Below are 23,306 nucleotides of genomic sequence, written 5' to 3'. Positions count from 1 at the left end.
GTCTTGAGTCCCACTTCTAAAACTTCCGGGGCATCAGGTTGAGAGGGTGCAGATAATTGCATTTCGAAATAATTCGAACCGATGCAGGTATGGCTTCGTCCATCTTGATCGGGAAGAATCGCGAGACAGGCTCATCGACGAACCACATCTCAGCTCTGGAGGGCATTATGACCGACACCATTGCAGGCATCACCGTCCCGGATACAGATCTCACTCGGGAAGCGACCGAGCTGGTCCGGGACGCGGCCGACGACGTCCTTTACCATCATTGCCGTCGCGTCTATTTCTTCGGGTCGTTGCGAGGCCAAGAATTCGGACTGACCTGGGACCCAGAGTTGCTCTACGTGGGGGCGATGTTTCACGACCTCGGTCTCACCCCGAGGTATCGAACCACTGATCAGCGCTTCGAAATAGACGCGGCCGACGTGGCACGTGATTTCTTAGTTAACCGAGGAATTGCCGACGACGCCGCCGACCGAGTCTGGCAGGGCATAGCACTTCACACCACCCCCGAGATTCCGTTGCATATGCCACCGGAGGTGGCCTTAGTGACCCGGGGTGTGGAGCTCGACGTGATGGGCGTGGGTTATGACGACATCAGTGAGGCGGACCGTTCTGAAGTAGTTGCCGCCCACCCGCGCCCGGACTTCAAGAATCAGATTCTGGCCGCCTTTACCGACGGTTTGAAAGATCGACCGGAGACCACGTTCGGAAATGTTAAAGCGGACGTCTTGGCTCACTTCCTTCCGGGATTCCGCAGGGGAGATTTTGTGGAGGTCATTAAGAATTCGTCGTGGCCTGAATAGATTCGATGAAAACGAAAACCCACAACGCCCCGGTCCCATAGGGCCGGGGCGTTGTGGGTCGACAGCGGGGTTCTAGCGCTGGTCGCATGCAGTCACAGGCTATGACTTGGCCTCGCAGGCAACACCGTCGCCGTCGCGGTCCAATTTGCGGCTGTAACCAGGTTGGCCTTGGTGAATCGGCGCAGCGCCTGCGGCGCGAGCTGCGGCGCACGTCGGGTAGTAAACGTTGCCTTCCTGCGGAGGCGCCGGTTCGGCGGGGGCCTCGGGCGCCTGTGGTTGCTCGGGTGCCGGTGCTGCTGGGGGAGCGGGTGCCTGTGTGGGCGCGGCTGGAGCCTGCGTCGTTGGGGCCGGTGTCGGAGTCGGGGCGACATCGACGGTCGGGCCGGCATCTCGTCCGGGCAACGGCTCACCGGGGCATCCCTGGAGAATTCCGGTCATGGCATCACGCTCAGGCTGCGTGACCCATAGATGGTAAGTGGCTTTCACGGCGATTTGTCGGGCCACGTAATGGCACCGGTACCCCTTGTTGCCAGGCAGCCAGGTGGCCGCGTCAGCGTCGGATTTCTGCTGATTGGCTGGGCCGTCCACGGCGAGAAGATTCAGCGGGTCGTTCGCAAGATGCTCGCGAGTGTCGGCGTCTAGCTGCTGGGCACCCGTTTGCCACGCGTTGGACAGCGCGACGACGTGATCAATCTGCACTGCTGAGCTCGTATCTTGTCCAGCGGTGTAGGAAATCTCGGTCGCCGTATACGGGTCGGCTAACGTGCCGTGCGTGACTTTGCAGTCCCCAGTATTTGGCTTAAAGGTCTCATCGGTCATGTCTCGTTTGAGAATGTCATTCCTGGTGTCACAACCGTTGTGGTCCACATCGGCCCAAGCTTGGCCGAATTGCTCCCTGGAATATCCAGTTTTGGGGGCTCGTCCCTTCACGGGCAAGCTAGCCAAAGTTTTCGCCGCGTCCCCTTGAGCGGTCGTACCGGTGTCGATTTTCGTGGAGCTTGGAGAGGGACTCTGGCTCGGAGCCGAGGATTCCCGTGTGGGCGACGGCGACGGCGTCAACGAGGGGGAGGGCGAAGTGGCTGAGCTACTCGTGGACGATGTGCTCGGTGAACTCTCCGGCTTTGAATCGTGGGGGCCAAAGAATGCGCCAATGATGCCGATGATGAGGAGAAGAACCAGAAGAATACCGCCACAACCGAGGCATCCCAGACATCCCTTCTTTTTGCCGGACATTGAGGATGTGGTTCTTGGCGCAGGGCCCGGTGGGTTGGAGGAAGCAGACATCAGGAACTTTCTACGGTGCGAGTGGTATCAGCATGATCGTACTGGTCAGTACGGATGAATTGACGTTTGACAGACCGGTCGAATCGAAGAGTCTTCGCTGGGATATGCAGTAACGGGATGACGTCACGAATTGATACTCGGAATCAAAATCCCTATTATGCCATCAGAATTTGCACGGTTAGATCGTGCTTGGAGCATGGAGTTTAAGGCGGCGCCCCGGATGCTATGGGGGTAACCGGGGCGCCTAGGGATTATTTTGGCGGGGTGACGAATCAACTTGGGGGACCGATTCGTCGCGCGGCCGTCGGGCCCTACCGACGTAGCTCAGAGTACTCGTCTCAGTCCTTGGGATTCAACACCAAAAGCGAAACATTGATGAGATGTCGGTTATATCAATGTGTGGTGAATTTTGATGCGCCGAAACATAACCTTCTAGAGGTTCGTTCATGACCTCTCCGACCGTCCCCACTTTTTGGTCTAACGCCCCCAGGTCGGGACTTAGGAACCTGCGTCTGGGTGTGCTCCAAAGGTGGGATTTCGAAGTCCGCGGGAACCGCTAGCGTCGATCGAGGACGAAGACCGTGAACGGCTGATCTCGTCGAAGGATCACACCCGCATGAATATTTGGAAGCTCTCGCGCAGTGCAGCACTGACAAAGTCACAGTCAGTGATAGGTTTAGCTGTGAAATCCATCGGCATTCACTAGGGAGGCTTGATGTCTCACTCCATCAATCACGGAGAGACCACCACGAAACATAAGCCCCGTTCCTACCGGGGTGGCTTGAGCTCCCTGAAGGCCGGGGTTAGCCAGGTTTTGGGGATCGGCAAGGTTGCGTCCCGGCTGGGACCGAAGCAGATCAAAGATGAGCTGCAGATCGCCAAGCTCGAAATGAAGGATAAGGGGATCAAGCTCGGCGTGGGGGCGGCATTCGTCGTCGTCGGCCTGGTTTTCCTCTTGTTCGCGGTCATCGCGCTGATCACTGCGGCCATTGCAGGCCTCGCAACGGTCATGCCGCTGTGGTTGTCGGCGTTGCTTTTCGCCGCGCTGTTCATCGTTCTCTTGGCGATTTTTGCTTTGATCGGTCTTTTGCGCATCAAGTCGCAGCTGCCGCTCAAGCCGGAATCCGCGATCTTCGGCTTCTTGTATGACCTTGGCGTTGCCAAGGAAGGCTCTTCCTACACTTCAAGCCGCGTGCGTCGCGAGATGAAGGAAAAGGAAGAAGCAAAGGCCGAAGAGAAGCGTCAGGCCAAGGAAGAGAAGAAGCGTCAGAAGCGTTCCAACGAGGTTCCGGAGACGCCGCAGCCTTCACAGGACCAGCTCGAGCAGCGCACCAAGGCACGCCGCGATCACCTCAAGTCGTTGCGGGACGACTTTGGCCAGCAGTTCTCCTCGGTTCAGTCCTCGGCCACTGGCCTGGCTGAGAAGTCCTCGGAGGATGCCAAGTCAGCCCCTGACCGCGCCAAGGCCGCGGCATCCAACTTGGGCGCGAATGTTTCCGATCCCGACAATCTCAAGGCACGTTGGAAGCCACTGACGGCCCTGGCGGTTTCCGTGGGCGCATTCTTCGTGTTCCTCGGTCGCTTGTTCAAGAAGTAGGCCAAGCCGCTCCAACGGCACCAACGACGCCCGTCCTCCTCCCTGGAGGGCGGGCGTCGTCGTTATGTGGATCATGCCGACGATTCATGATGAACACCTCGTGTGCAGTGGTTGGGTTGCACGAGGTTCCGGCCGATAGACTATGGGGGATTAACTTCATCCCTGTTCCATACTGAGCCAACGGAATGACAGATATCCATGAACTCAAGACCCCTGAAAATCCTGATCGGCGCGGACACCTATCCGCCTGATATCAACGGAGCGGCCCAATTTGGTCACCGTCTCGCCGTCGGGATGAGGGACCGGGGCCATGAGGTTCACGTGATTGCAGGTCGTTCTTCGGACGGGCCGTCGTATGACATCGAGATCGATGGAATTCACGAACACCGCCTGCGTTCCCATAATCCGCCGACCCATCCGTACTACCGGTTGTGCTTCCCCTGGGAAATGCAACGTCGAGTGGGGAAGATCCTCGACGAGGTCCAGCCGGATGTGGTGCATATTCAATGCCACTACATTATTGGCCGTATGATTTCGTGGGCCTGCAAACGGCGGGGAATTCGGCTGGTTTCCACAAATCACTTTATGCCTGAAAACCTCAATCCATTCCTGCCGTTCCCGGATATTGCTCTCAAGGTGATTGCCTATTGTTCCTGGAAAGACATGGGACGGGTTTTGGGCCGGGCCGACTATGTCACGACGCCGACCCCCATTGGGGCTCAAGCCATGCACGACCACGGCTTTGGGGCGCCGGTCATTCCGGTCTCTAACGGTATTGATGCAGCCCGATACGAATTGGCTCCGGGCGAAGAGGTCAAGAAACGGGATCACCCTGTGGTCTTTTTCGCGGGACGTCTTGCCGTGGAGAAAAACATTGACGTCCTCATCAGGGCTGTCGCACTATTGCCCGCAGATTTGAAGGTTCACCTTGAGCTCGCCGGTACGGGCGAAATTGAGGATGAACTCAAACGAGTCGCGCGTGAAGCAGGAGTCGAAGACCGTGTCCACTTCTTGGGTTTTGTCTCGGACGCGGAGCTGAGGGAGGGCTACCTTCGGGCCGACGTCTTTTGCCAGCCGGGCACCGCCGAGCTTCAATCCCTGGTGAGCCTGGAGGCGATGTCTGCCTCTCGACCGGTCGTCCTGGCTAACGCCCTCGCGTTGCCGCACCTCGTTCGAGAAGGCGAGAACGGATATCTGTTCGAACCCGGTGACCCTCAGGACCTCAGCGAGAAATTGACGGCCGTCTTGACGGCGTCGGACGAAGAACGACGCCGCATGGGCGAGGTAAGCCACGAAATAGTTCAGAAGCATTCGGTTGAGAAAACGTGGGACGCATTCGAAGCGATGTACCGAGGCGAATATCGTGGACCGGAAGGACGGTAGTTCGCTGACCCAGGGGCTTCTCGCGCCTGCCTTCACGGCTCTGATGGTGTCAAGGTAGCAACAATCATGCGGTAAACTGGGGAGCCGTCCGTCCAACCTCGCGTTGGCCGGGCGAGTGCCACTACGGGGGGTTAGCTCAGCTGGTCAGAGCAGAGGACTCATAATCCTTTGGTCGCGGGTTCAAGCCCCGCACCCCCTACCAAAAAGCCCGTCATATCAGGGAAGTAGCCCGATATGGCGGGCTTCAAACATGTCAGGCAGCCCGGAATCCAGCGCAAACCCATCACTTACGATTCGCCGCATTTCCTAGCACTTCCGGCGCTAAGGATTCGTCCGGGGTATCCTGCAATTCCGCCATATAGTGCCTCATGGTGACTTCCTGCGACGAAAGAGCCTATTGAGCAGAAGCGGCCTTCAAGCTATCCGTGTGAGCTAACAGTGTTGCCATCGTGGACCTGATGGTGCGATGATGCACCTATTCGAATTTTGAACCGGCTAACTGTTGGCGCAACTACTTCCAAAAATTATTCGGATCCCGCCAAGCACCGAGAGCGGATGGAAACACAACCACGCTCACTAATGCGACGCTCTAACGCCTTGGCAGTGAAAGACAGTATGCAGGCCTGTGGAAGCGGGGCATGCAGTCTGACGATCAACGGTGTTACCGTCAGGCCATGATTACCTGTGTCGTGCACTACACCATTGACCCGAACAAACTCCAGGATTTCGAGCGCTTTGCCAAAGAATGGATCAGACTCGTCAACAAGCACGGAGGGAGACATCACGGCTACTTCCTCCCCTCCGAAGGCGCTAGCGACCGTGCCGAAGCACTATTCAGCTTCAATAGCCTAGCCGCCTATGAACAATATCGATCCAGATTCGACACTGATCCCGAATTCATCGAAGCAAACAAAATCCGTGATAAATCGCAATGCGTGATCCGATACGAGCGAACATTCATGAGGCCCCTACTTGCGCCTGACGAGGTCAGCGGTCAATGACCTATCGAGGGGATCGAAAGCTCAAGATCAATACCGAATTGACGAAAACATACGCTATCAATCAGGCACGCCATACTCTCATCAGAGAGCTAACCATATGCCTCATGATTGTCAGAATGCCTCTCGGCGCTTCGAGGAAATCGCCTATGCGCCATAACGGGGTGGCACGCTGAAATACCCTTACGGGCAGGTGCTAGCTGTGAAGCTCATGCCGGTTATAAAAACCTGCTGGCTACCGATTCCCTGCTTGCTCCAAAAATCTATAGTTACCGAGGTGACGGGCTGCGAGTAGCGAATATCGCTGCGAGTCGTGACGTCATCGGATTTGCGATCGCCCACGTTGGTCGCTGGACCGAGCGGGGAGGTTGTAGTGCCCGCTCCGCTGACGTTGGATCCGTTCGAAACCGTGGGAGACCCCGACAATGCAACTTGGTCCAAATATCCGGCTTGGTCAAGATCGGCAATCGTGAAGGCCAAATTCTTGACCGGCCGGTCAAAGGTGATGGTGAGCGTTTGGCGAGCCGCGTAACCGATAGGGCCGCTCTGAATCAGTTCGAGACCGTTCGTGGCGAGGTCTCCGGCGCCGTTGTATCCCAGAGCCTGCTGTTGGCCAGCGACAGCGAGGTTCTGTGATGCTTGAAGAGCTTTGCCTCCCAAGGCGGTGGCTTGGAAGGCCACGGCAACGGTCGGCTTCACCGGGCCGGTGGGGGAGTTGACCGGTGTGACCGGGTTGAAAGCCCCAGTGGCCGATGAGTCGCTGGCTCGCGTCACGGTGTTCGAGTTGAGCGCAGGCGCGTAGGAAACCTCATCGCAGATAGAAACCGCGTGGGCCGGAACGGCTCCTGCGGCCAAAATCATGGGTGCAGACCAGGCCGCCCCTTGGGCCAGGCGTCGGCGAGTGATGTGCGAACTGGGCATGGTGGCTCCCCAAAGCTAGATTTTCGGTTTTGTAGAACCAGACACTACTAGGTCCGATCGTGTTTGACATGGGGTGACTCTGGAGGCGCCGATGGCGTGGCGGTCACAGGATTGAGTTGACTCGCACATAAATTGGCGCACAAACACGGCATCGGGCCGCTTTCCAGAGTTCACTGGGATTGACCTCCAGCCGCGAGATGTGGGCAAAATCATGAGTCCCAAGAGCCAGGTGGTAGCTGATGAAGCTCCGGAATTGAGCTGAGAGTCGGCTCCCTGAACCCCTAGTCTTCCTTATTTTTCGTTTCACCGTGTGCTTCCGGTGTGAATCGAGTGCGCGCGACGGGAAGGGTGTCGAAGCCTTTAGTGCTCAGTTCGTGATCCCTGACGAGTGGCTTGTATCCAGATTGCTACGAGTCCTCGAAGGGTGGAATATTGCGGGGCTATTCTTTTTCGGCCGTATCTACGTTGCGCTACGGGTCCAGTCAGCCGTGCGTCCGATCTTCGGTGCCCACTCTTCGATGGTTTCACGTTTCCAACCGAACCATTCGGATCCTTTGGATCCGTGGAGTATGGCATCGGGCTGAGGCATGGTGCCAGCGTTGTGACGCTGTTGGATGGCGGCGGGGGTCATGCCGAGGGCAACGGCAACTTTATGCCGGCTGACGAAGTGTTGGGTCACGAGAGTCCGGTGTCCTTTCACGGCGTGGTCTCGGTGGGTTGTAGTCCTATAGCCAGACTATGGGATTGTTTCCTGGAAAGCGCCCGGCGATGGATTTCGGTGTAATTGTGGTGTTGTTCGTGTCGCTATGTGCAGCCATTAATCTGGGTTATTTCCTGAGGGTCGAGCAGCCGGGAGTGGCCACAAGACGGAATGTGCTGACGCGCCGACAAAAAGTAGGGGATTGACGTAGCCGTCGCTATCCCTAACGCCCCAATGGAGGCACGGTCCACACGGTTCATGGGGAATGGCTGGGTCTCGGCGAGCAATGACGTCGCCCGCACGAACTTTGCTCCCTTTGGGGGCAGGGTCAGCTACTGGTTCGAAGCTGATGCGGTGACCGGACTTCACCTTGAGGCTAATGACCGTCCGATTCACCACCCGGCCGGTAAACACAATGACGCCGTCGGCTGGGGCGTGGATTTCTTGACCGAACCGGGCCGCTAGATCGACGCCTCGGTGGCCTGACATCCATGGGTGTGTTGGTCGGTGGAAGGCGCGCAGAACGGCGGGGGCCGGGTCCAACGGCCACGACCACAATGCTGCCGACGCTGACGTGACAGACGACGAGGCCAGTGCCGTGAGCATGGCGATGAGGGATACAACGATGCATCGGAACATGGCTCCACGAAAACTCATAGACAGGACGCGAGTGCTTCCATCGAACGCTGAGGACCAGACATTGTGGATAAGTGTGATCTGAATCGGGAAATTAGTGGCCTGTTTGCGGCTATTCGTGCGGTATAGTGGCCGAAGCAGTGGCATAAGTGTGTCCACTGACTTCGCGTGATCGCCGCGTTTCTCCTCGGAAGCGGCGCTCGCCAACGGTCCGGTTGCCTCCAGGTGCCGGTGACGGCGGGTTCTCGTCCGTCGCGTTCTTGAATGCGACAGGCGTCGACGATCACCAGGAATGTTGTGGAAATGTCCTCAGCATGAAAACCGATAACTACGACGATGATGCGGGCCCCTAAGGTACCTGGGACGCGTCATCACAAAGGAGACGACATGCCCGTCGTAACAATGCGCCAGCTTCTCGATTCCGGTGTCCACTTCGGTCACCAGACCCGCCGCTGGAACCCGAAGATGAAGCGTTTCATTTTCACCGAGCGCAACGGCATCTACATCATTGACCTTCAGCAGTCGCTGGAATTCATTGACCGCGCGTTCGAGGCCGTCAAGGCAACCGTTGCTCACGGTGGAACCATCCTGTTTGTCGGCACCAAGAAGCAGGCTCAGGAAGCGATCGCCGAGCAGGCTACTCGCGTCAACATGCCGTACGTGAACCACCGTTGGTTGGGCGGTATGCTTACCAACTTCGCCACGGTTTCCAAGCGCATCGAGCGCATGAAGGAACTCGAGCAGGTCGACTTCGACGACGTCGCCGCCTCGCAGTACACCAAGAAGGAACTGCTCCTGCTGCGTCGCGAGTTTGAGAAGCTCGAGAAGACCCTCGGTGGTATCCGCAACTTGACCAAGACCCCCTCCCTTCTGTGGGTCGTCGATACCAAGAAGGAGCACCTCGCGGTCGACGAGGCCCAGAAGCTCGGTATCCCGGTTGTCGCCATCTTGGACACCAACTGCGATCCGGACGAAGTCGCCTTCCCGATCCCGGGTAACGACGACGCCATCCGTTCCGTGAACTTGCTGACCCGCGTCGTTGCCGACGCCGTCGCCGAGGGCCTCCTCGAGCGCAACAAGAAACAGTCCGGTAAGGAAGACGCGCCGGAGGAGCCCATGGCAGAGTGGGAGAAGGAACTCCTCGAGCAGCACGAGGCACAGAAGGCCGCCGAAGCTGAAAAGGGTTCCGAGACCGAATCCGCCGAGAAGACCGAAACCTCTTCCAACTAATTCACGCTGATCGGTTTGCCGCACGGTGAACCGCCCAGTTTCCGCGGGGCCGGGCCATTCCGGCCCGGCCCCGCGTCCACGTGTTCCAGACACTAATAAAAGGAGTTCACATGGCGAACTACACCGCAGCTGACATCAAGGCTCTCCGCGAGCGCACCGGTGCCGGAATGCTCGATGTCAAGAAGGCCCTGGACGAGGCCGAGGGAGATCAGCAGAAAGCCCTCGAAATCATTCGCGTGAAGGGCCTCAAGGGCGTGACCAAGCGCGAGGGACGCGCTACCGCGGAAGGTCTCGTTGCCGCTCGCGTCGAGAACGGCGTCGGCTTCTTGGTCGAGGTCAACTCGGAGACCGACTTCGTGGCCAAGTCCGCCCCGTTCATCGATTTCGGCAATTCGGTTCTCGATGCCGCCGTCGAGGCCAACGTTGAGACCCTCGAGGATCTCCTCAAGGCTTCTTCCAACGGCAAGACCGTCGAGGAGCAGGTGACCGAGGCCGGCGCTTTGCTGGGCGAGAAGGTCGTCGTTCGTCGCGTGGCACGCCTCGAGGGCGAAAACGTCGCGATGTACCTGCACAAGACCTCCAAGGACCTCCCTGCTCAGGTTGGCGTTCTGCTCGCTGTTGACGGTGCTAACACCGACGAAGTTGCGCACGACGTCGCCGTGCACATCGCCGCAATGGCCCCGAAGTACCTGGATGAGTCCGGCATTCCGGAGGACCAGGTCGAGTCCGAGCGTCACATCGCTGAAGAGACCGCTCGTTCCGAGGGCAAGCCCGAGAAGATCATTCCTCAGATCGTTCAGGGCCGTTTGAAGGGCTTCTTCAAGGAAAACACCCTTCTCGACCAGGACTTCGCCAAGGATTCCAAGAAGTCCGTGGCGCAGGTTCTCGAGGAAGCTGGCGCCAAGGCAACCGGTTTCGTTCGTTTCCGCGTCGGCAACTAATCATTGTTGATGATGTGAAGGGGGGCGTCCACCGCGTGTGGACGCCCCCTTTTTGCGTAAGCTAAACACCAGTAGCAAGCACACGAGAAATTGGGGCCCATAGCCCAGGAGGATCCATGTCCGTCAATTCCGCAACGTCCACGCAACCACAGCGCCGCAGGGTCCTATTGAAGCTCTCGGGAGAGGTCTTTGGTGGCGGCCGAGTCGGTATCGACACCGGCGTGGTGCGCAAGTTCGCGGAGCAGATTGCTTCGACCGTCGGCCAGGCGGAGACCTCCATCGTCGTCGGAGGAGGGAATTTTTTCCGCGGCGCCGAGCTCTCCTCCGCGGGGCTCGACCGTTCTCGAGCTGACTACATGGGCATGCTCGGCACCGTCATGAACTCCTTGGCTTTGCAGGACATCCTGGAGCAGTCCGGCGTGGACACCCGCGTGCAGTCGGCGATCGAGATGGCCCAGGTGGCGGAAAACTACATTCCGCGCCGCGCGATCCGGCACATGGAAAAGGACCGAGTGGTCATTTTCGGTGCGGGTGCGGGGCTTCCGTATTTCTCGACCGATACCGTTGCAGCGCAACGTGCGCTGGAAATCGGTGCCGACGAGGTGCTGGTGGCTAAGAACGGCGTCGACGGCGTCTATACCGCCGACCCGAAGGTGGACCCCGACGCCGAGCGCCTGTACCACTTGACCTACGACGAGGCTTTGCGCCGCGACATCCGCGTCATGGACCAGACGGCCTTCAGCCTGTGCAAGGACAACAACGTCACCATGCGGGTCTTCGGCATGCAGGGTGAAGGCAACGTGGCGCGCGCGATTCTTGGCGAGGAAATCGGAACCCTGGTGACGACGTAAGATCCGGCATCGGTGATCAGAGTTCGCGACGTTCGTTGACGCATCGCTAAACTGGAGTACGGAGAATTCGGCCGTCGCTGCCTTGTGCCACTGAGCAGAAGGCGCGGTGCCGCCACAGCGACTCGTCCGAGAGCGAGTCCCCACGAATGAGGAGACCGAAGTGATCGAAGATTCCCTGTCAGAAGCCAAAACGAAGATGGGCAAGGCGGTAGATTCCGCCAAGGAGGATTTCGCGTCGGTGCGAACCGGTCGGGCCAACCCCTCGTTGTTCTCGGGCATTCTCGTGGACTACTACGGTGCTCCGACTCCGCTCCAGCAGCTTGCGTCGTTCCAGAACCCTGAGGCCCGCACGCTGCTCATCACCCCCTATGACAAGTCGGCCCTCGGTGATATCGAGAAGGCCCTCCGTAATTCTGACCTCGGGGCCAACCCGGCCAACGACGGCAACGTGATCCGCGTGGTCATGCCGGAACTGACCGAAGAACGACGCAAAGAATACGTCCGCATGGTCTCGGGCAAAGCGGAAGACGCTCGCGTGTCCGTGCGCAACATTCGCCGCACCGCCAAGTCCGCCATCGAGAAAGCCGTCAAGGACGGCGACGCCGGTGAAGATGAGGGTAGCCGTGCGGAAAAGGAACTCGAAGAGCAGACCAAAAAGCACATCGACCAGATCGATGAATTGCTGAAGCGCAAGGAAGCTGAGCTCCTGGCGGTCTGATGACTTCATCCAGCGCGCCGTCGACCGAACCCGAGAAGAAGAAATCTCGGGCCGGACGTGATCTTCCGGCGGCCATCGGAGTCGGTGTGACTCTGGTGGCCCTCGTCATCATCGGGTTGTTCTTTATCCCGTTGGTGATCGTGGCATTCGCAGCTGTAGCAGCGGCCGTCGGCACGTGGGAGGTCGGGCAATCCCTCAACCATAAGCGGGGGATGCGCGTTCCACTGATTCCGGCGGTGATCACGGGTGGACTGCTTCCCTTCGCCGCCTATTTTGGTGGGGGAGAGGCGCTCATCCTCTCTGTGCTGGGCTCGGTCAGTCTCGTCACGCTGTGGCGAGCCTTCGGGCGCAAAGATGGCATGTTGTTTTCCATCATGGGCGGCATCTTCGTGATGAGCTGGGTGCCGTTCATGTTGGCCCTCGCGGTACTCATCTTTCGCGACGTGGACGGACCAGCCAAGGTCTTCACCATCGTTTTGATGGCCATCGGCAACGACACCTGGGGATACATCGCGGGCGTCTTGTTCGGAAAACACCCCATGGCCCCACGTATCAGTCCCAAAAAGACCTGGGAGGGCTTCGCCGGCTCCATGATCGGTTCCATGATCGTGGGGACGCTATGTGCGCTGTTCCTCCTTCACCAGCCGTGGTGGCACGGCATCGTGATCGCGGTACTCCTCGTCATCGTCTCCACGGTCGGCGACCTTGCCGAATCGATGGTGAAACGCGAAATCGGTATTAAAGACATGAGCAATCTGCTTCCTGGACACGGCGGTGTCATGGACCGGCTCGACTCCATCGTTTTTGCCGCGGCCATCGGATATGTCATCTTTGCCGTTCTGCTCGTCTGAGCCGACCACAGGAATTTGGAGAAAGCATGAATGGATCAAGGGCCGCTACCGCAGCGGACTCCAACGGCGATATTTCAGCTCGTCGGGACCCCGGCACGGTACGTCGAGTCGGTCACCGAGAGACTGGCTACTCTGCCTCGGCAGTCGACGCCGCGATCGAGCGTTTCGACGACGCTCTCGCCCGATGGGCCGAAGATCCCGCCGTCGAAACCATAGGTGCCGCTGAGGTTCGTCAGGTCACCTTCGAGCGGGAACGAGGCGGCTACGACCCACACGACGTCGACGATCTCTTGGACGCCTATGAGGACCGATTCGCGGAGGCCGAAAAGGTGGCGTACTGTCGTCGCGAAGGTGATCAAGCCTGGCACGAGCACTCCGCCGCTTTGGCCGACCTCGTCATGGGGCGTCTTACCCGTGAGCGCGGAAACCGCTTCCGACGTCCCGCTCACCGGCGCGTCGAAGGATATTTCGTGGGTGATGTCGACGATCTTTGTGACCGCCTCGAAGAATATTTCCGCACGGAGAGCCACGTGGAACCGTCCGTGATTCGGCGGTCTTCATTCCGAACCGCGACCCGGAAACACGCCTATGATGAAGTCCAGGTCGATGCCTTTCTTGACACCGCCATCCAGCTGATTCAGGCGTTGCGTTAACCGCGCGACGACGGATTGCGGCCGGACCACCACACCGGAAATCGCCGCCGTCGTCATCCTTTCGGGGGCGCGGGACATCCTGAAAGGAGAACGCCATGAAAAGCATTTTTCGCATCATGCGGGCCACGAGCTCTCTGTGGCCGTACTACGTCATCATTTTGGCCTGTTCTGTACTGACGGCCGTTGCCTCTTTGGCCACGCCTTTCGTCCTTAAATTTGCGACGGACGCCGTGGTCGCTGCGCTCAACGGCGATGGCGGCTCGACGGTCCGGATCATCTTCACCTTCGCTGGACTTTATCTTGTGGTGCAGCTGCTGATGACCGTCGTGTCGAATTACGGCGGATATCAAGGCGACATCATGGGGCAGAAAATGCGCTCGCTCTTGTCCACGCGCTATTTTCATAAGCTCCTGAGCCTCCCGCAAAGCTACTTCGACGGTCAGCTCACAGGCACCGTGGTGTCACGGCTGAATCGTTCGATCGCCGAGGTCACCTTTTTCATCAAGTCGATGTCGAATAACTTCTTTTCGATGATCGTCAGCACCGTGGCCGTGCTCGTGGTCATGTTCATCTACTACTGGCCGCTGGCCGTGCTTCTGCTCATCATCTATCCCACGTACCTGTGGCTCACGGGACTGACCAGCAAAAAGTGGCAAGGCTGGGAGAAGGACAAGAACGAGCATGTCGATCTGGCCGGCGGACGTTTCAATGAGGTCATCTCGCAGCTGCGGGTTGTGAAATCATTCGGAACGCAAGCGCGTGAACTCGCCGGATTTGCCGAGCACTTCACATCGACGGTGTCGTTGACTCGTTCCCAGTCGAGGCACTGGCACACCATGGATGTGTACCGGCGTTCCATCCTCAACATCGTCTTCTTCGCGATGTACCTCCTCATTTTCTGGAAGACCTTGACGGGTGAATTCTCGCTCGGCGACATGGTGCTCATGATTCAGCTCATGGCCATGGCGTCTCAACCGGTCTCGATGTTGTCGTGGATCATCGATTCGGCGCAGCGGGCTATCGCTGGTTCCCGCGAATACTTTGAGGTCATGGGATTGCCCGACGACCCACGGGCGGCCTCGGTCATTCCCCCGACGGTCACGTCAACCATTCAGAAGGTGCAGTCCTCAGAGGAAGGACCACGCAGGCCAAGTAACCACGAATTGCCGGACCCCGTGATCGAATTCCACGACGTCGATTTCGCTTACGGCGGCGAAGACCCCGTGCTTCGCGATATCAATCTCAGCGTTCGGCGAGGGGAAAAGATCGCGTTTGTGGGGGAGTCGGGCGGCGGAAAATCGACGTTGATGTCCCTCCTGCAAGGCCTGTACACGCCGTCCACCGGCTCTGTGCAGGTCGCCGGTTTCGACACCTCGACGTCGACCTTGGGACAACTTCGCTCCACGATGGGCATGGTCTTCCAAGACGCGTCGCTGTTCTCCGGAACGATTGCGGAAAATATTGCCTATGCCAAGCCGGATGCAACGCGCGACGAGATCGTTGACGCCGCACGCCAGGCCAACGCGGATGTGTTCATTCGTCGTTTCACGGATGGGTACGACTCCCTCATTGGGGAGCGTGGCCTCAAACTTTCGGGTGGCCAGAAGCAACGGATCGCCGTCGCGCGGGCCATCCTCAAGGATGCGCCGATCTTGATTCTCGACGAGGCCACGAGCGCCTTGGACACCAAATCGGAACGGATCGTTCAGGATGCCCTGGACCGACTGATGGAAGGGCGAACGAGTCTCATCATTGCCCACAGGCTCTCCACCATTTCTGCGGTGGACCGGATCGTCACGTTGGAGAATGGTCGGATCATCGAGATGGGAACCCCGGGTGAGCTCGCTCAGTCCGGTGGGATCTATTCCGAATTATTGCGGCTGCAAATGTCGGCGAGTTCCGCGGACCGTAAGCGTCTTCGGGAATTCGGGATCGTCGGCTAGGGATGCTTTCAGGAATCGTCCACGTCTCTTGCGGCATGGCCACGTAGAATCGACCGGGGCGAAAAGCCCAAGGGAACGAAGAACGGGAATTCACTGGTGGATTTTTCGCACATGCTGGGCGGGTCGTGGCTCATGTTCGTGATCGGCGTCGTCGTCATGGCCCTCGGTATCGCCGTGTCGATTGCGCTGCACGAGGTCGGGCACCTGCTCCCGGCCAAGTTCTTCAACGTGCGAGTTACGCAATACATGATCGGCTTTGGCAAGACGCTGTTTTCCCGGAGACGCGGTGAAACCGAATATGGCGTCAAAGCGATCCCGCTGGGTGGCTACATTTCCATGATTGGCATGTATCCGCCGGATCGAAACGGCGAAAAAATCACGGCCGATTCAACGGGCCTTCTTCAGCAAATGGCCACGGAGACGCGGAGCATGGAAGCCGAAAGGCTTCAACCCGGCGATGAAAACCGCCAGTTTTACCAGCTACCGATTCATAAGCGCATCATCATCATGCTAGGTGGCCCCTTGATGAACCTGCTGATTGGCGTCGTTTGCTTGTCGGTGGTGGTCATGGCCTTCGGTACGAGCCAGCCGACGACGAACGTGAGTTCCGTGAGTCAATGCGTCCATACGGTCGACGTTGGCGACACGAACCGATCCTCCACCTGCACCTCAAAGGACCCGGCGTCACCTGCCGGAAAAGCAGGTGTGAAACCTGGCGACAAAGTCGTGAAGTTCGCCGGGGAAGACATCACGTCCTGGGACCAGCTGAGTCGGCTCATCTCGGAGCACGGCGGCCAGACCGTACCCATGACCATTGACCGAGACGGTTCCACGATTCAGACCAGTATTACCCCGATCATCACGCCCCGTCCGGTCACTGATGCTTCGGGAGCCCCGGTCAAGGACGCCAACGGCAAATACAAAACCCACGACGTCGGATTCGTCGGCATTGGTCCGCGGCAAGAATTGACGCCGGGGAGCATCTCGGACGTTCCTCCCGTGCTGGGTCAGACCCTGACTCAAATCGGGGGAGTGATCATCAAACTTCCGGTTCGACTGTGGGATGTAGGGACGGCCCTGTTTACCGACAAGGAACGGCCGGCGGACTCGCCGATGTCGGTGGTTGGCGTGGGACGAGTGGCCGGTGAAGTCGCGTCGACTGAAAACATCACGACCGACGCCAAAGTGGCATACCTCGTATCCGTTCTCGGAACCTTGAACATCAGCCTGTTCGTCTTCAACTTGATCCCATTGCTACCGCTCGACGGCGGACACGTGGCCGGGGCGCTGTGGGAGGGGATCCGACGCCGTTGGGCTCGATTCCGCAAGAAGCCGGACCCTGGCCACTTCGACCCCATCCGTTTGATGCCGCTGACCTACGTCGTCGCCATCGCCTTCATCGGTATGTCCGTGCTTCTCATCGCGGCCGATATCTTCGACCCCGTCAAGATTTTCTGATTGTGGATGACGTGACGTGGTGAAATTCTGGACACAGCATGCGGACCGTGTAACGGGTCCGACGGTGCGCCCGCTGACCGTGGAAGATTCCGATGCCTTGCTGACGATGATTCACGATCGGCCCGTCGCCAACCTCTTTCCCCTGGAACACTACGAGCGGATCGGACTGCCTCGTCCGAGTTTTCTGACGAAAATGCACTCAGCCTCGCCGTTTTTGGGAGTCTTCGAGCCGACGGGTCAAGACCAGATCCCCACACTCCGGGGATGCGTGTGGTTTGGCGTCAACATCGTTCCACTCCATCTGGAAACAAAGCACTTTTCCCGAGTTGCCAACTACATTTTGCGAAGCCGAAAAAATACCGCGTCTCTTTTTGGCCCGGCCGAGTACGTGATGCCGTTGTGGGAGTGGCTCCGTGGTGGATTCCCCACACCCTTCGATGTGCGACCGAACCAGCCGTTAATGGTGCTGGGCCCGAACAGTCGACGGGAATCGGTGGAGGAATCCGCCGTCGAACTTCCCGAGGTGCGGTGGGGCCTCGAATCCGACCTTGAAGCACTTCTACCGGCCAGCGTGGCCATGTTTACCGAAGAAGTGGGCTATTCGCCGTTGGGCCGTGACCCTGAAGGCTACACGCAGAGGGTCCGCGATACGGTCCGGGCCGGCCGCAGCGTTCTGGCCCGGGACGAGACCGGTCGAGTGGTATTCAAAGCTGACTTAGGCCTGGCGGCTGACGGCATGTGCCAGTTGCAAGGCGTGTGGTTGGCTCCCGACCTCCGAGGACAGGGCTTCTCGGAGCCGTTCCTCATTCGAGCCTGTGAATTGATCCGCCCGAGGTTCCCGACCATCAGCCTGTACGTCAACGACTACAACGCTCCCGCGCGGGCGTTGTACAAGGCCGTGGGCTTCGAAGAAGTCGGGTCATTCGCGACGATTCTGCTGTGATGAGCGACCAGTATGTACTGGTGGGTCGCCTCCTTTAGACTTGGGCAGAAGAAGAACGTCAAATCAGAGAAACGGATACGTTAGTTGGCCATTCGCCTTTCCTCGCTTTTCCTCCGCACCCTGCGTGAAGACCCCGTCGACGCTGAGGTGGACAGCCACAAGCTGTTGGTGCGTGCAGGATATATTCGCCGGGCCGCTCCCGGCATCTATTCGTGGTTGCCTCTGGGCCTCAAGGTTCTGAATAAGGTCGAGACCATCGTGCGCGAGGAAATGGACGCGATCGGTGCCCAAGAGGTTCATTTCCCGGCGCTTCTGCCGCGCGAGCCCTATGAAACGTCGAATCGCTGGGAAGAATACGGGGAAAACCTCTTCCGGCTGCAGGACCGAAAGGGGGCCGACTACCTGTTGGCTCCCACCCACGAGGAAATGTTCACGTTGCTGGTCAAGGACATGTACTCCTCGTACAAAGACTTGCCGGTTTCCCTCTATCAGATTCAAACCAAGTATCGTGACGAAGCCCGACCGCGCGCAGGTCTCCTGCGAGGGCGCGAGTTCATCATGAAGGATTCGTACTCCTTCAGCGTCGACGACGAGGGCCTGGACGAGGCCTATCTCGCTCACCGCGGCGCGTACCAGCGCATTTTCCAACGGCTCAGCCTGGACATCGTGATCGTTCGTGCCCAGTCGGGGGCCATGGGCGGCTCGCGGTCGGAAGAATTCTTGCATCCCACCCCCGTCGGTGAGGACACCTTCGTCCGTTCCGAGGGTGGATACGCTGCCAACGTCGAGGCCGTCACCACCGTTGCCCCCGAGGCGATCGATCACACGAATCTGCCTTCGGCGCATGTCGAGGAAACCCCGGATTCGCCCACCATTGACACCTTGGTTGCCCAGTCCAACGCGTTACATCCGCGGGACGACGGCGAATGGACCGCCGCCGATACCCTCAAGAACCTCCTCGTCTCCGTTACCCTGCCGACCGGCGACAAGCAGATGGTTGCGGTGGGCGTTCCCGGAGATCGTGGTGTCGACCTCAAGCGATTGGAAGCCGGCCTGGGCGATGCGCTCGGAGTGGGCGGGGAGATCGACGTCGCCCAAGCCGGAGACGAAGAACTACGACGCTTCCCGATGCTGGTCAAGGGCTATATCGGGCCAGGCCTGAGCCTAGAAGCTGCGACCTTGGGCACGGAATCCTCCACCGGCATCCCTTATTTCGTGGATCCCCGAGTTGCCGAGGGCACCTCTTGGATCACGGGAGCCAACCTGCAAGGCCGTCACGTGTACCACCTCGTCGCGGGCCGCGATTTCACGTGGGACGGCGTCGTCGAGGCTTGCGAGGTTCGCGAGGGCGACCCGGCTCCCGACGGATCCGGTCCACTGCACACCGCACGCGGCATTGAAATGGGCCACATCTTTGCTTTGGGCCGAAAGTATGCTGAGGCCTTGGGTCTACGAGTGCTGGATTCCAACGGCAAGCTCGTGACCGTCACCATGGGGTCCTACGGTGTTGGTGTGACGCGCGCGCTCGCCGCCATCGCCGAATCCAACCACGACGACCGTGGGTTGATCTGGCCGCGCAATCTTGCGCCGGCGGACGTTCACGTGGTCGCCGCCGGTAAGGGTGAAGAGATCATGGATGGTGCCGAGAGCATCGTCGCCGAACTCGAGCGTTCCGGACTCCACGTCTTGTTCGATGACCGGCCGAAGACCTCTCCAGGGGTGAAATTCGGTGACGCCGAACTCTTGGGAATTCCCACGATCTTGGTCGTCGGACGAGGATTCAAAGATGGCAAGGTCGAAATCAAGGACCGCGCTACCGGCGAAGCCCGCGAGGTCGACGTCGAGGCCGTCACGCAAGAGGTCTTGAAGGACGTCCGCTCCGACGCCTCGTGATGCTTTCCCCGGGGTCACACCCCGGGGAGGGCCGGAACGTCCGAAGTCTCTCGTGCCGCCAGCGCGGTATTGAGAGCCAAGGACGTGGTGCCCCACGCCCGCCACGAGGCTGGACCCGTCGCTTGACCCGTGGCCGCAGGATCAGACTTGACCACCGAGAGCGACTGTTGCGCCAGATATTCCGCCTGATCGGCGAGGATCTGAGCGGGATTCTGTTCCCCGTGATCCTCGATGGAGTAAGCGGCCTTCGGCTGAGGGATGGAAGAACAGCTCTTTCCGAGTGCAGCTCGCAAGGACCGAAGCTGGTCGTCGTGGATGGAGGAGGATTCGCCGACCAACCGCGTCGTCGAGTCGGGGATCCCATCAACATCGGAGCGAGCCTGGTAGTAGGACTCGGCCCAGGTGGAGCGATAGAGGCCCTTGAGGAGCGAGGCGAGTTCCTCGGAATCTTGGGCGTCGGGTGCCTGGGAGGCCGACGCTGAATTGCTTGCCGAGGCCGATTCTTGTTCGGATACCGCGGGGCACAAGCCAGATCCTTCGAAAGAGTCGCCGCGGGAGAGACCCGTCATGTGGCTCAGGCTTTGGGACCCAGCCGAATCTGGGTTGCCAAGGTCCGAGATGGAGCCGTCAATCAGGCGAGCTGAGGACCACTGGCTCACGGAAATAGAGATCAGGACGGCGGATTCATCCGTCTCGATTCCTGGGGTCCCGGCGAGCGCGTAGAGCCGTTCGGCGGCGTCGTCGAGATTCTTGCCTGCGTTGGCACGGGTCGTGGGCGTGGCATGAGAATCTGCCTGTGCTTCGTCGACCGCAGTGCGGTTCAGCGCCTTGAGCTGGGTCGAGAGATCTGAATTCAGCGCGTCTCGCGAATCCTGCGGCAGGTCGGTATTCCGGAGACTCTCTTGGAGGGTTTTGAGCTGGGCCGCCGCTTCGCGTTGTGCGTCGTAGTTGCCGTCGTTTCGGTTGAGTCGCCAGGCGGCGTACCCGGCGATCGCCCCAAGGACCAGGAGCACCACCACAAGGATCGTGAAGAGGGTCTTGCTGAAGGTGGCTCTCATCTGAGTGAACTTCTCTCCTACGCTGGTTCCGGTGGCAACTCACCATCATCGCACGTCCGGTATCGTGGCGGGCCACGGTACCCTGTGACGAGAACAGGAATACATCACGATGGGGAGGTCTCTTGGCTCACAACACCTCGAAGTCTTCGGCACGCGGTAAGAACACCTCGCGCGAACGACGTCGGTTGGCACGAGAAAAGGCCAACGCACACTTCTCGGACCAATCGCATCCCCGAAATTCTCTCGCGGACAGCGTGAGCTTGGACGAAATTCGGGAGAAGTTACAGCCCGTCGCGGAGCAACTCCACCTCGTCATCGAGGACGTGACCGCCCGGGGCGCTGGAAACAGCCAGACGCTCACGGTCGTGGTGGATTTGTACGAAGACGAAGTGGGCAGCGTCGAACTCGACACGATTGCCGAGGCGTCCGAAGCCATGTCGGAGGCCCTCGACGGCATGGAGGACGATCCCCAGGACGCCTATCTGTTGGAGGTTACCTCGCCGGGTGCCACGCGCCCCCTCACCGAATCGAGGCATTGGAAGCGAGCTCGCGGCCGTTTGATTTCGGTGCGGACCACCGAGGGGGATAACTTCGTAGCCCGCCTCGAGGAGACCGATGGCACCACCGCCACAATCGCTCGCAAAGTGAATACGCCAAAGGGCGTTCCGGAAAAATACCGAGATCAGGAAGAGATTCGCCTGAGCGACGTCGCGTCCGCCCATGTGGAAATTGAGTTCAACCACTAGGTACAGACCGCTAGAATAGGTCGGAACACTGAGGTCGACGGCGGAAGCCGCCGGGCCAGGCCAAGCGCCGGGACGCTCAGCGCCCCGGTGTTGTGGCACACAGAGCTAAGAAAGGCCAGCAATGGACATCGATATGAGCAACCTCCGACTCTTGGAGAAGGAGCGTGATATCCCCGTCGATCAACTGATCGAGATGATTCAGTCTGCTCTGTTGCTGGCCTACGAAAAGAATCCCGGTGCGATTCGTAACGCGCGCGCCGTCGTCGACCGTTCGAGTGGACATGTGACCATCATGGCCCCGGAGATCGACGAAGACGGCACAGTCATTGGGGAATTTGACGACACCCCTCGCAACTTCGGGCGTATCGCTGCCGCCACGGCACGTCAGGTGATTTTCCAGCGTCTTCGCGAAGCTGAGGACAACCAGGTTCTTGGCGACTTCCGGGATCGCGAAGGGCAACTTGTCTCGGGCCAGGTGCAACAGGGCGGGCGATTCGACACCGTTCAGGTTGACCTCGGAACCGTGGAAGGTGTGTTGCCTCCGCACGAACAGGTTCCGGGCGAATCGTATCCTCACGGGTCTCGTATCCGTGCCTTCGTGGTGGAGGCCCGACGCGGTTTCAAAGGACCGTCCATCACCTTGTCTCGTTCACACCCGGACTTGGTGCGTCGACTCTTCGAGCACGAAGTTCCGGAGATCGAGGACGGTTCCGTCGAGATCATGTCGATCGCTCGTGAAGCCGGACACCGCACGAAGATTGCCGTCCGGGCCACCCGTGAGGGCATCAATGCTAAAGGTTCGTGCATCGGCGAGATGGGATCACGAGTGCGCGCCGTGACCTCTGAACTGAATAACGAAAAGATCGACATCGTGAGCTATTCCGACGACCCCGCCGCGTACATCGCAGGTGCGCTGAGCCCGGCCAAGGTCGCCTCGGTAGAAGTCGATCCGCAGGGGCGGTTCCAGGCTCGCGCGATCGTTCCCGACGACCAACTCTCCCTTGCGATTGGCAAAGAAGGGCAAAACGCCCGGCTCGCGGCCAAGCTGACGAATTGGCGCATCGACATCGTCGCTCAGTCCAAGGCGCAAGCCGTTCACATCGAGGATCGCCCGGGAGTCACCGAGTAATCGTCCTCACAGTGACCGGGTGAACCTCCTCCATCGTTGGGGGAAAAGGCCGGATAGGGGATAGACTGGGGGAGATCATCGACTCTGCCCGGTAACCCACCGGGCACGATCGTGTCGGAAAGGGGAGGGTTGATGTCTTCCCCAGCCGGAATTCGGACGTGCATAGGTTGCCGCAGTACCGATGATCGCACCGCACTAGTACGTGTGGTCCTCCAAAGGCCACCGGAGCGAACGGGCGTCGTCGTCCTTGACCCGCATGGGGTCATCAGTGGGCGAGGGGCCTGGTTGCATCCACGAAGGCAATGCCTCGACCGGGCCGTGAAGACCAAAGCATTTGCTCGATCTTTTCGTGCCCCGGTGGATACCAGTGACCTATTGGTGCAGTGGGAGTCGATCTTTCGACCACCCCACGGCTCCACAGCACACGAGGACCAGTCCTAGCTGAATCAACGGGCGCCAGCCTGAAGAAAGCGAGAAGAAAACCGATGGAAACCCGATGAGTGCCGCGCAATGAGTACTTCACTGTGCTTGCACACGGCAAAACCCGGAGTGATCTCTTGATCGCCG

The 23,306-nt window shown here is 59.3% G+C and carries 22 protein-coding genes and 1 tRNA gene; 18 read left to right on the top strand and 5 right to left on the bottom strand.

The genetic code is table 11. The features are described from left to right. Window positions 1-167 precede the first annotated feature (167 nt). A complete protein-coding gene (locus tag B9Y51_RS01995) occupies window positions 168-806 on the top strand; it encodes an HD domain-containing protein (protein WP_085528896.1) in 639 nt (212 codons plus the stop codon). 99 nt (window positions 807-905) lie between these two features. Here B9Y51_RS01995 and B9Y51_RS01990 read toward each other — a convergent pair whose 3' ends face one another. Then, a complete protein-coding gene (locus B9Y51_RS01990) occupies window positions 906-2,039 on the bottom strand; it encodes a GmrSD restriction endonuclease domain-containing protein (RefSeq protein WP_085528616.1) in 1,134 nt (377 codons plus the stop codon). 766 nt (window positions 2,040-2,805) lie between these two features. Between B9Y51_RS01990 and B9Y51_RS01985 the strand changes: the two genes are divergently transcribed. The 4 genes from B9Y51_RS01985 to B9Y51_RS01970 all read left to right on the top strand — a co-directional run bounded on the left by B9Y51_RS01985 (window position 2,806) and on the right by B9Y51_RS01970 (window position 6,071). Continuing rightward, window positions 2,806-3,687, top strand: a complete 882-nt coding sequence (locus B9Y51_RS01985) for a phage holin family protein (protein ID WP_085528615.1) — start codon at window positions 2,806-2,808, stop codon at window positions 3,685-3,687. Window positions 3,688-3,885: 198 nt separating this feature from the next. Beyond that, the gene (locus tag B9Y51_RS01980) at window positions 3,886-5,070 is read left to right on the top strand and encodes a glycosyltransferase (RefSeq protein ID WP_048679375.1); all 1,185 of its coding nucleotides are present in this window, start codon (window positions 3,886-3,888) and stop codon (window positions 5,068-5,070) included. Between the two features lie 125 nt (window positions 5,071-5,195). Beyond that, window positions 5,196-5,272 (top strand) — tRNA-Ile (locus B9Y51_RS01975). Between the two features lie 436 nt (window positions 5,273-5,708). Continuing rightward, window positions 5,709-6,071: an NIPSNAP family protein gene (locus B9Y51_RS01970; protein ID WP_245826022.1), complete on the top strand. Its 363-nt coding sequence runs from the start codon at window positions 5,709-5,711 to the stop codon at window positions 6,069-6,071. A 180-nt stretch (window positions 6,072-6,251) separates the two neighbouring features. On the opposite strand, the gene B9Y51_RS01965 is transcribed toward B9Y51_RS01970, so the two are convergent. The 3 genes from B9Y51_RS01965 to B9Y51_RS11455 all read right to left on the bottom strand — a co-directional run bounded on the left by B9Y51_RS01965 (window position 6,252) and on the right by B9Y51_RS11455 (window position 8,178). Then, window positions 6,252-6,989 (bottom strand): hypothetical protein, encoded by a 738-nt coding sequence (locus tag B9Y51_RS01965; protein ID WP_085528614.1) that lies wholly within the window; start codon window positions 6,987-6,989, stop codon window positions 6,252-6,254. 460 nt (window positions 6,990-7,449) lie between these two features. After that, window positions 7,450-7,668: a helix-turn-helix domain-containing protein gene (locus B9Y51_RS01960; protein ID WP_143467958.1), complete on the bottom strand. Its 219-nt coding sequence runs from the start codon at window positions 7,666-7,668 to the stop codon at window positions 7,450-7,452. Between the two features lie 138 nt (window positions 7,669-7,806). Continuing rightward, window positions 7,807-8,178, bottom strand: a complete 372-nt coding sequence (locus B9Y51_RS11455; RefSeq protein WP_425432056.1) for a M23 family metallopeptidase — start codon at window positions 8,176-8,178, stop codon at window positions 7,807-7,809. A gap of 534 nt (window positions 8,179-8,712) precedes the next feature. Between B9Y51_RS11455 and rpsB the strand changes: the two genes are divergently transcribed. The 10 genes from rpsB to B9Y51_RS01905 all read left to right on the top strand — a co-directional run bounded on the left by rpsB (window position 8,713) and on the right by B9Y51_RS01905 (window position 19,806). Continuing rightward, on the top strand, window positions 8,713-9,555 hold the full coding sequence (rpsB, locus tag B9Y51_RS01950) for a 30S ribosomal protein S2 (RefSeq protein ID WP_048679244.1): 843 nt from the start codon (window positions 8,713-8,715) through the stop codon (window positions 9,553-9,555). 110 nt (window positions 9,556-9,665) lie between these two features. After that, on the top strand, window positions 9,666-10,496 hold the full coding sequence (gene tsf, locus B9Y51_RS01945; RefSeq protein WP_048679241.1) for a translation elongation factor Ts: 831 nt from the start codon (window positions 9,666-9,668) through the stop codon (window positions 10,494-10,496). A gap of 116 nt (window positions 10,497-10,612) precedes the next feature. Beyond that, the gene (pyrH, locus tag B9Y51_RS01940; RefSeq protein ID WP_048679239.1) at window positions 10,613-11,347 is read left to right on the top strand and encodes a UMP kinase; all 735 of its coding nucleotides are present in this window, start codon (window positions 10,613-10,615) and stop codon (window positions 11,345-11,347) included. Between the two features lie 160 nt (window positions 11,348-11,507). Beyond that, the gene (gene frr / locus B9Y51_RS01935) at window positions 11,508-12,065 is read left to right on the top strand and encodes a ribosome recycling factor (RefSeq protein WP_048679237.1); all 558 of its coding nucleotides are present in this window, start codon (window positions 11,508-11,510) and stop codon (window positions 12,063-12,065) included. Beyond that, complete coding sequence (locus B9Y51_RS01930) at window positions 12,065-12,916, top strand: phosphatidate cytidylyltransferase (protein WP_048679236.1); 852 nt, start codon at window positions 12,065-12,067, stop codon at window positions 12,914-12,916. Before frr ends, B9Y51_RS01930 begins: the two co-directional genes overlap by 1 nt. A 26-nt stretch (window positions 12,917-12,942) precedes the next feature. After that, window positions 12,943-13,569 (top strand): DivIVA domain-containing protein, encoded by a 627-nt coding sequence (locus B9Y51_RS01925; RefSeq protein WP_085528611.1) that lies wholly within the window; start codon window positions 12,943-12,945, stop codon window positions 13,567-13,569. A 95-nt stretch (window positions 13,570-13,664) separates the two neighbouring features. Then, a complete protein-coding gene (locus B9Y51_RS01920; protein WP_085528610.1) occupies window positions 13,665-15,512 on the top strand; it encodes an ABC transporter ATP-binding protein in 1,848 nt (615 codons plus the stop codon). Window positions 15,513-15,623: 111 nt separating this feature from the next. Continuing rightward, window positions 15,624-16,970 carry a M50 family metallopeptidase gene (locus B9Y51_RS01915; RefSeq protein WP_048679228.1) on the top strand — a complete coding sequence of 449 codons (1,347 nt, stop codon included), beginning with the start codon at window positions 15,624-15,626 and terminating at the stop codon, window positions 16,968-16,970. A 16-nt stretch (window positions 16,971-16,986) separates the two neighbouring features. Further along, window positions 16,987-17,913, top strand: a complete 927-nt coding sequence (locus B9Y51_RS01910; protein ID WP_085528609.1) for a GNAT family N-acetyltransferase — start codon at window positions 16,987-16,989, stop codon at window positions 17,911-17,913. A gap of 84 nt (window positions 17,914-17,997) precedes the next feature. Next, window positions 17,998-19,806, top strand: coding sequence for a proline--tRNA ligase (locus tag B9Y51_RS01905; RefSeq protein WP_085528608.1), 1,809 nt, complete (start codon window positions 17,998-18,000; stop codon window positions 19,804-19,806). 14 nt (window positions 19,807-19,820) lie between these two features. On the opposite strand, the gene B9Y51_RS01900 is transcribed toward B9Y51_RS01905, so the two are convergent. Then, window positions 19,821-20,864, bottom strand: coding sequence for a hypothetical protein (locus tag B9Y51_RS01900; protein WP_085528607.1), 1,044 nt, complete (start codon window positions 20,862-20,864; stop codon window positions 19,821-19,823). 122 nt (window positions 20,865-20,986) lie between these two features. Between B9Y51_RS01900 and B9Y51_RS01895 the strand changes: the two genes are divergently transcribed. From B9Y51_RS01895 to B9Y51_RS01885, 3 genes are all read left to right on the top strand, one after another. Continuing rightward, window positions 20,987-21,610: a ribosome maturation factor RimP gene (locus tag B9Y51_RS01895; protein WP_158088231.1), complete on the top strand. Its 624-nt coding sequence runs from the start codon at window positions 20,987-20,989 to the stop codon at window positions 21,608-21,610. Window positions 21,611-21,731: 121 nt separating this feature from the next. Further along, window positions 21,732-22,739 carry a transcription termination factor NusA gene (gene nusA / locus B9Y51_RS01890; protein ID WP_048679218.1) on the top strand — a complete coding sequence of 336 codons (1,008 nt, stop codon included), beginning with the start codon at window positions 21,732-21,734 and terminating at the stop codon, window positions 22,737-22,739. 132 nt (window positions 22,740-22,871) lie between these two features. Next, on the top strand, window positions 22,872-23,180 hold the full coding sequence (locus B9Y51_RS01885) for a YlxR family protein (RefSeq protein ID WP_085528605.1): 309 nt from the start codon (window positions 22,872-22,874) through the stop codon (window positions 23,178-23,180). Window positions 23,181-23,306 lie beyond the last annotated feature (126 nt).

This window comes from Kocuria massiliensis, from assembly GCF_900169715.1.
GTDB lineage: Bacteria > Actinomycetota > Actinomycetes > Actinomycetales > Micrococcaceae > Rothia > Rothia massiliensis.
This window is presented reverse-complemented; position numbering and strand designations above follow the sequence as displayed.

Excerpts from the sequence above, each read along its gene's own strand:
- B9Y51_RS01885 (WP_085528605.1), top strand. The coding sequence starts at position 22,872 with ATGTCTTCCCCAGCCGGAATTCGGACGTGCATAGGTTGCCGCAGTACC.
- B9Y51_RS11455 (WP_425432056.1), bottom strand. The coding sequence starts at position 8,178 with ATGTCAGGCCACCGAGGCGTCGATCTAGCGGCCCGGTTCGGTCAAGAA.
- B9Y51_RS01985 (WP_085528615.1), top strand. The coding sequence starts at position 2,806 with ATGTCTCACTCCATCAATCACGGAGAGACCACCACGAAACATAAGCCC.
- pyrH (WP_048679239.1), top strand. The coding sequence starts at position 10,613 with ATGTCCGTCAATTCCGCAACGTCCACGCAACCACAGCGCCGCAGGGTC.
- B9Y51_RS01980 (WP_048679375.1), top strand. The coding sequence starts at position 3,886 with ATGAACTCAAGACCCCTGAAAATCCTGATCGGCGCGGACACCTATCCG.
- rpsB (WP_048679244.1), top strand. The coding sequence starts at position 8,713 with ATGCCCGTCGTAACAATGCGCCAGCTTCTCGATTCCGGTGTCCACTTC.
- nusA (WP_048679218.1), top strand. The coding sequence starts at position 21,732 with ATGGACATCGATATGAGCAACCTCCGACTCTTGGAGAAGGAGCGTGAT.
- B9Y51_RS01990 (WP_085528616.1), bottom strand. The coding sequence starts at position 2,039 with ATGTCCGGCAAAAAGAAGGGATGTCTGGGATGCCTCGGTTGTGGCGGT.
- B9Y51_RS01925 (WP_085528611.1), top strand. The coding sequence starts at position 12,943 with ATGAATGGATCAAGGGCCGCTACCGCAGCGGACTCCAACGGCGATATT.
- B9Y51_RS01920 (WP_085528610.1), top strand. The coding sequence starts at position 13,665 with ATGAAAAGCATTTTTCGCATCATGCGGGCCACGAGCTCTCTGTGGCCG.
- B9Y51_RS01995 (WP_085528896.1), top strand. The coding sequence starts at position 168 with ATGACCGACACCATTGCAGGCATCACCGTCCCGGATACAGATCTCACT.
- B9Y51_RS01970 (WP_245826022.1), top strand. The coding sequence starts at position 5,709 with ATGCAGTCTGACGATCAACGGTGTTACCGTCAGGCCATGATTACCTGT.
- B9Y51_RS01900 (WP_085528607.1), bottom strand. The coding sequence starts at position 20,864 with ATGAGAGCCACCTTCAGCAAGACCCTCTTCACGATCCTTGTGGTGGTG.
- B9Y51_RS01965 (WP_085528614.1), bottom strand. The coding sequence starts at position 6,989 with ATGCCCAGTTCGCACATCACTCGCCGACGCCTGGCCCAAGGGGCGGCC.
- B9Y51_RS01915 (WP_048679228.1), top strand. The coding sequence starts at position 15,624 with ATGCTGGGCGGGTCGTGGCTCATGTTCGTGATCGGCGTCGTCGTCATG.
- tsf (WP_048679241.1), top strand. The coding sequence starts at position 9,666 with ATGGCGAACTACACCGCAGCTGACATCAAGGCTCTCCGCGAGCGCACC.
- B9Y51_RS01930 (WP_048679236.1), top strand. The coding sequence starts at position 12,065 with ATGACTTCATCCAGCGCGCCGTCGACCGAACCCGAGAAGAAGAAATCT.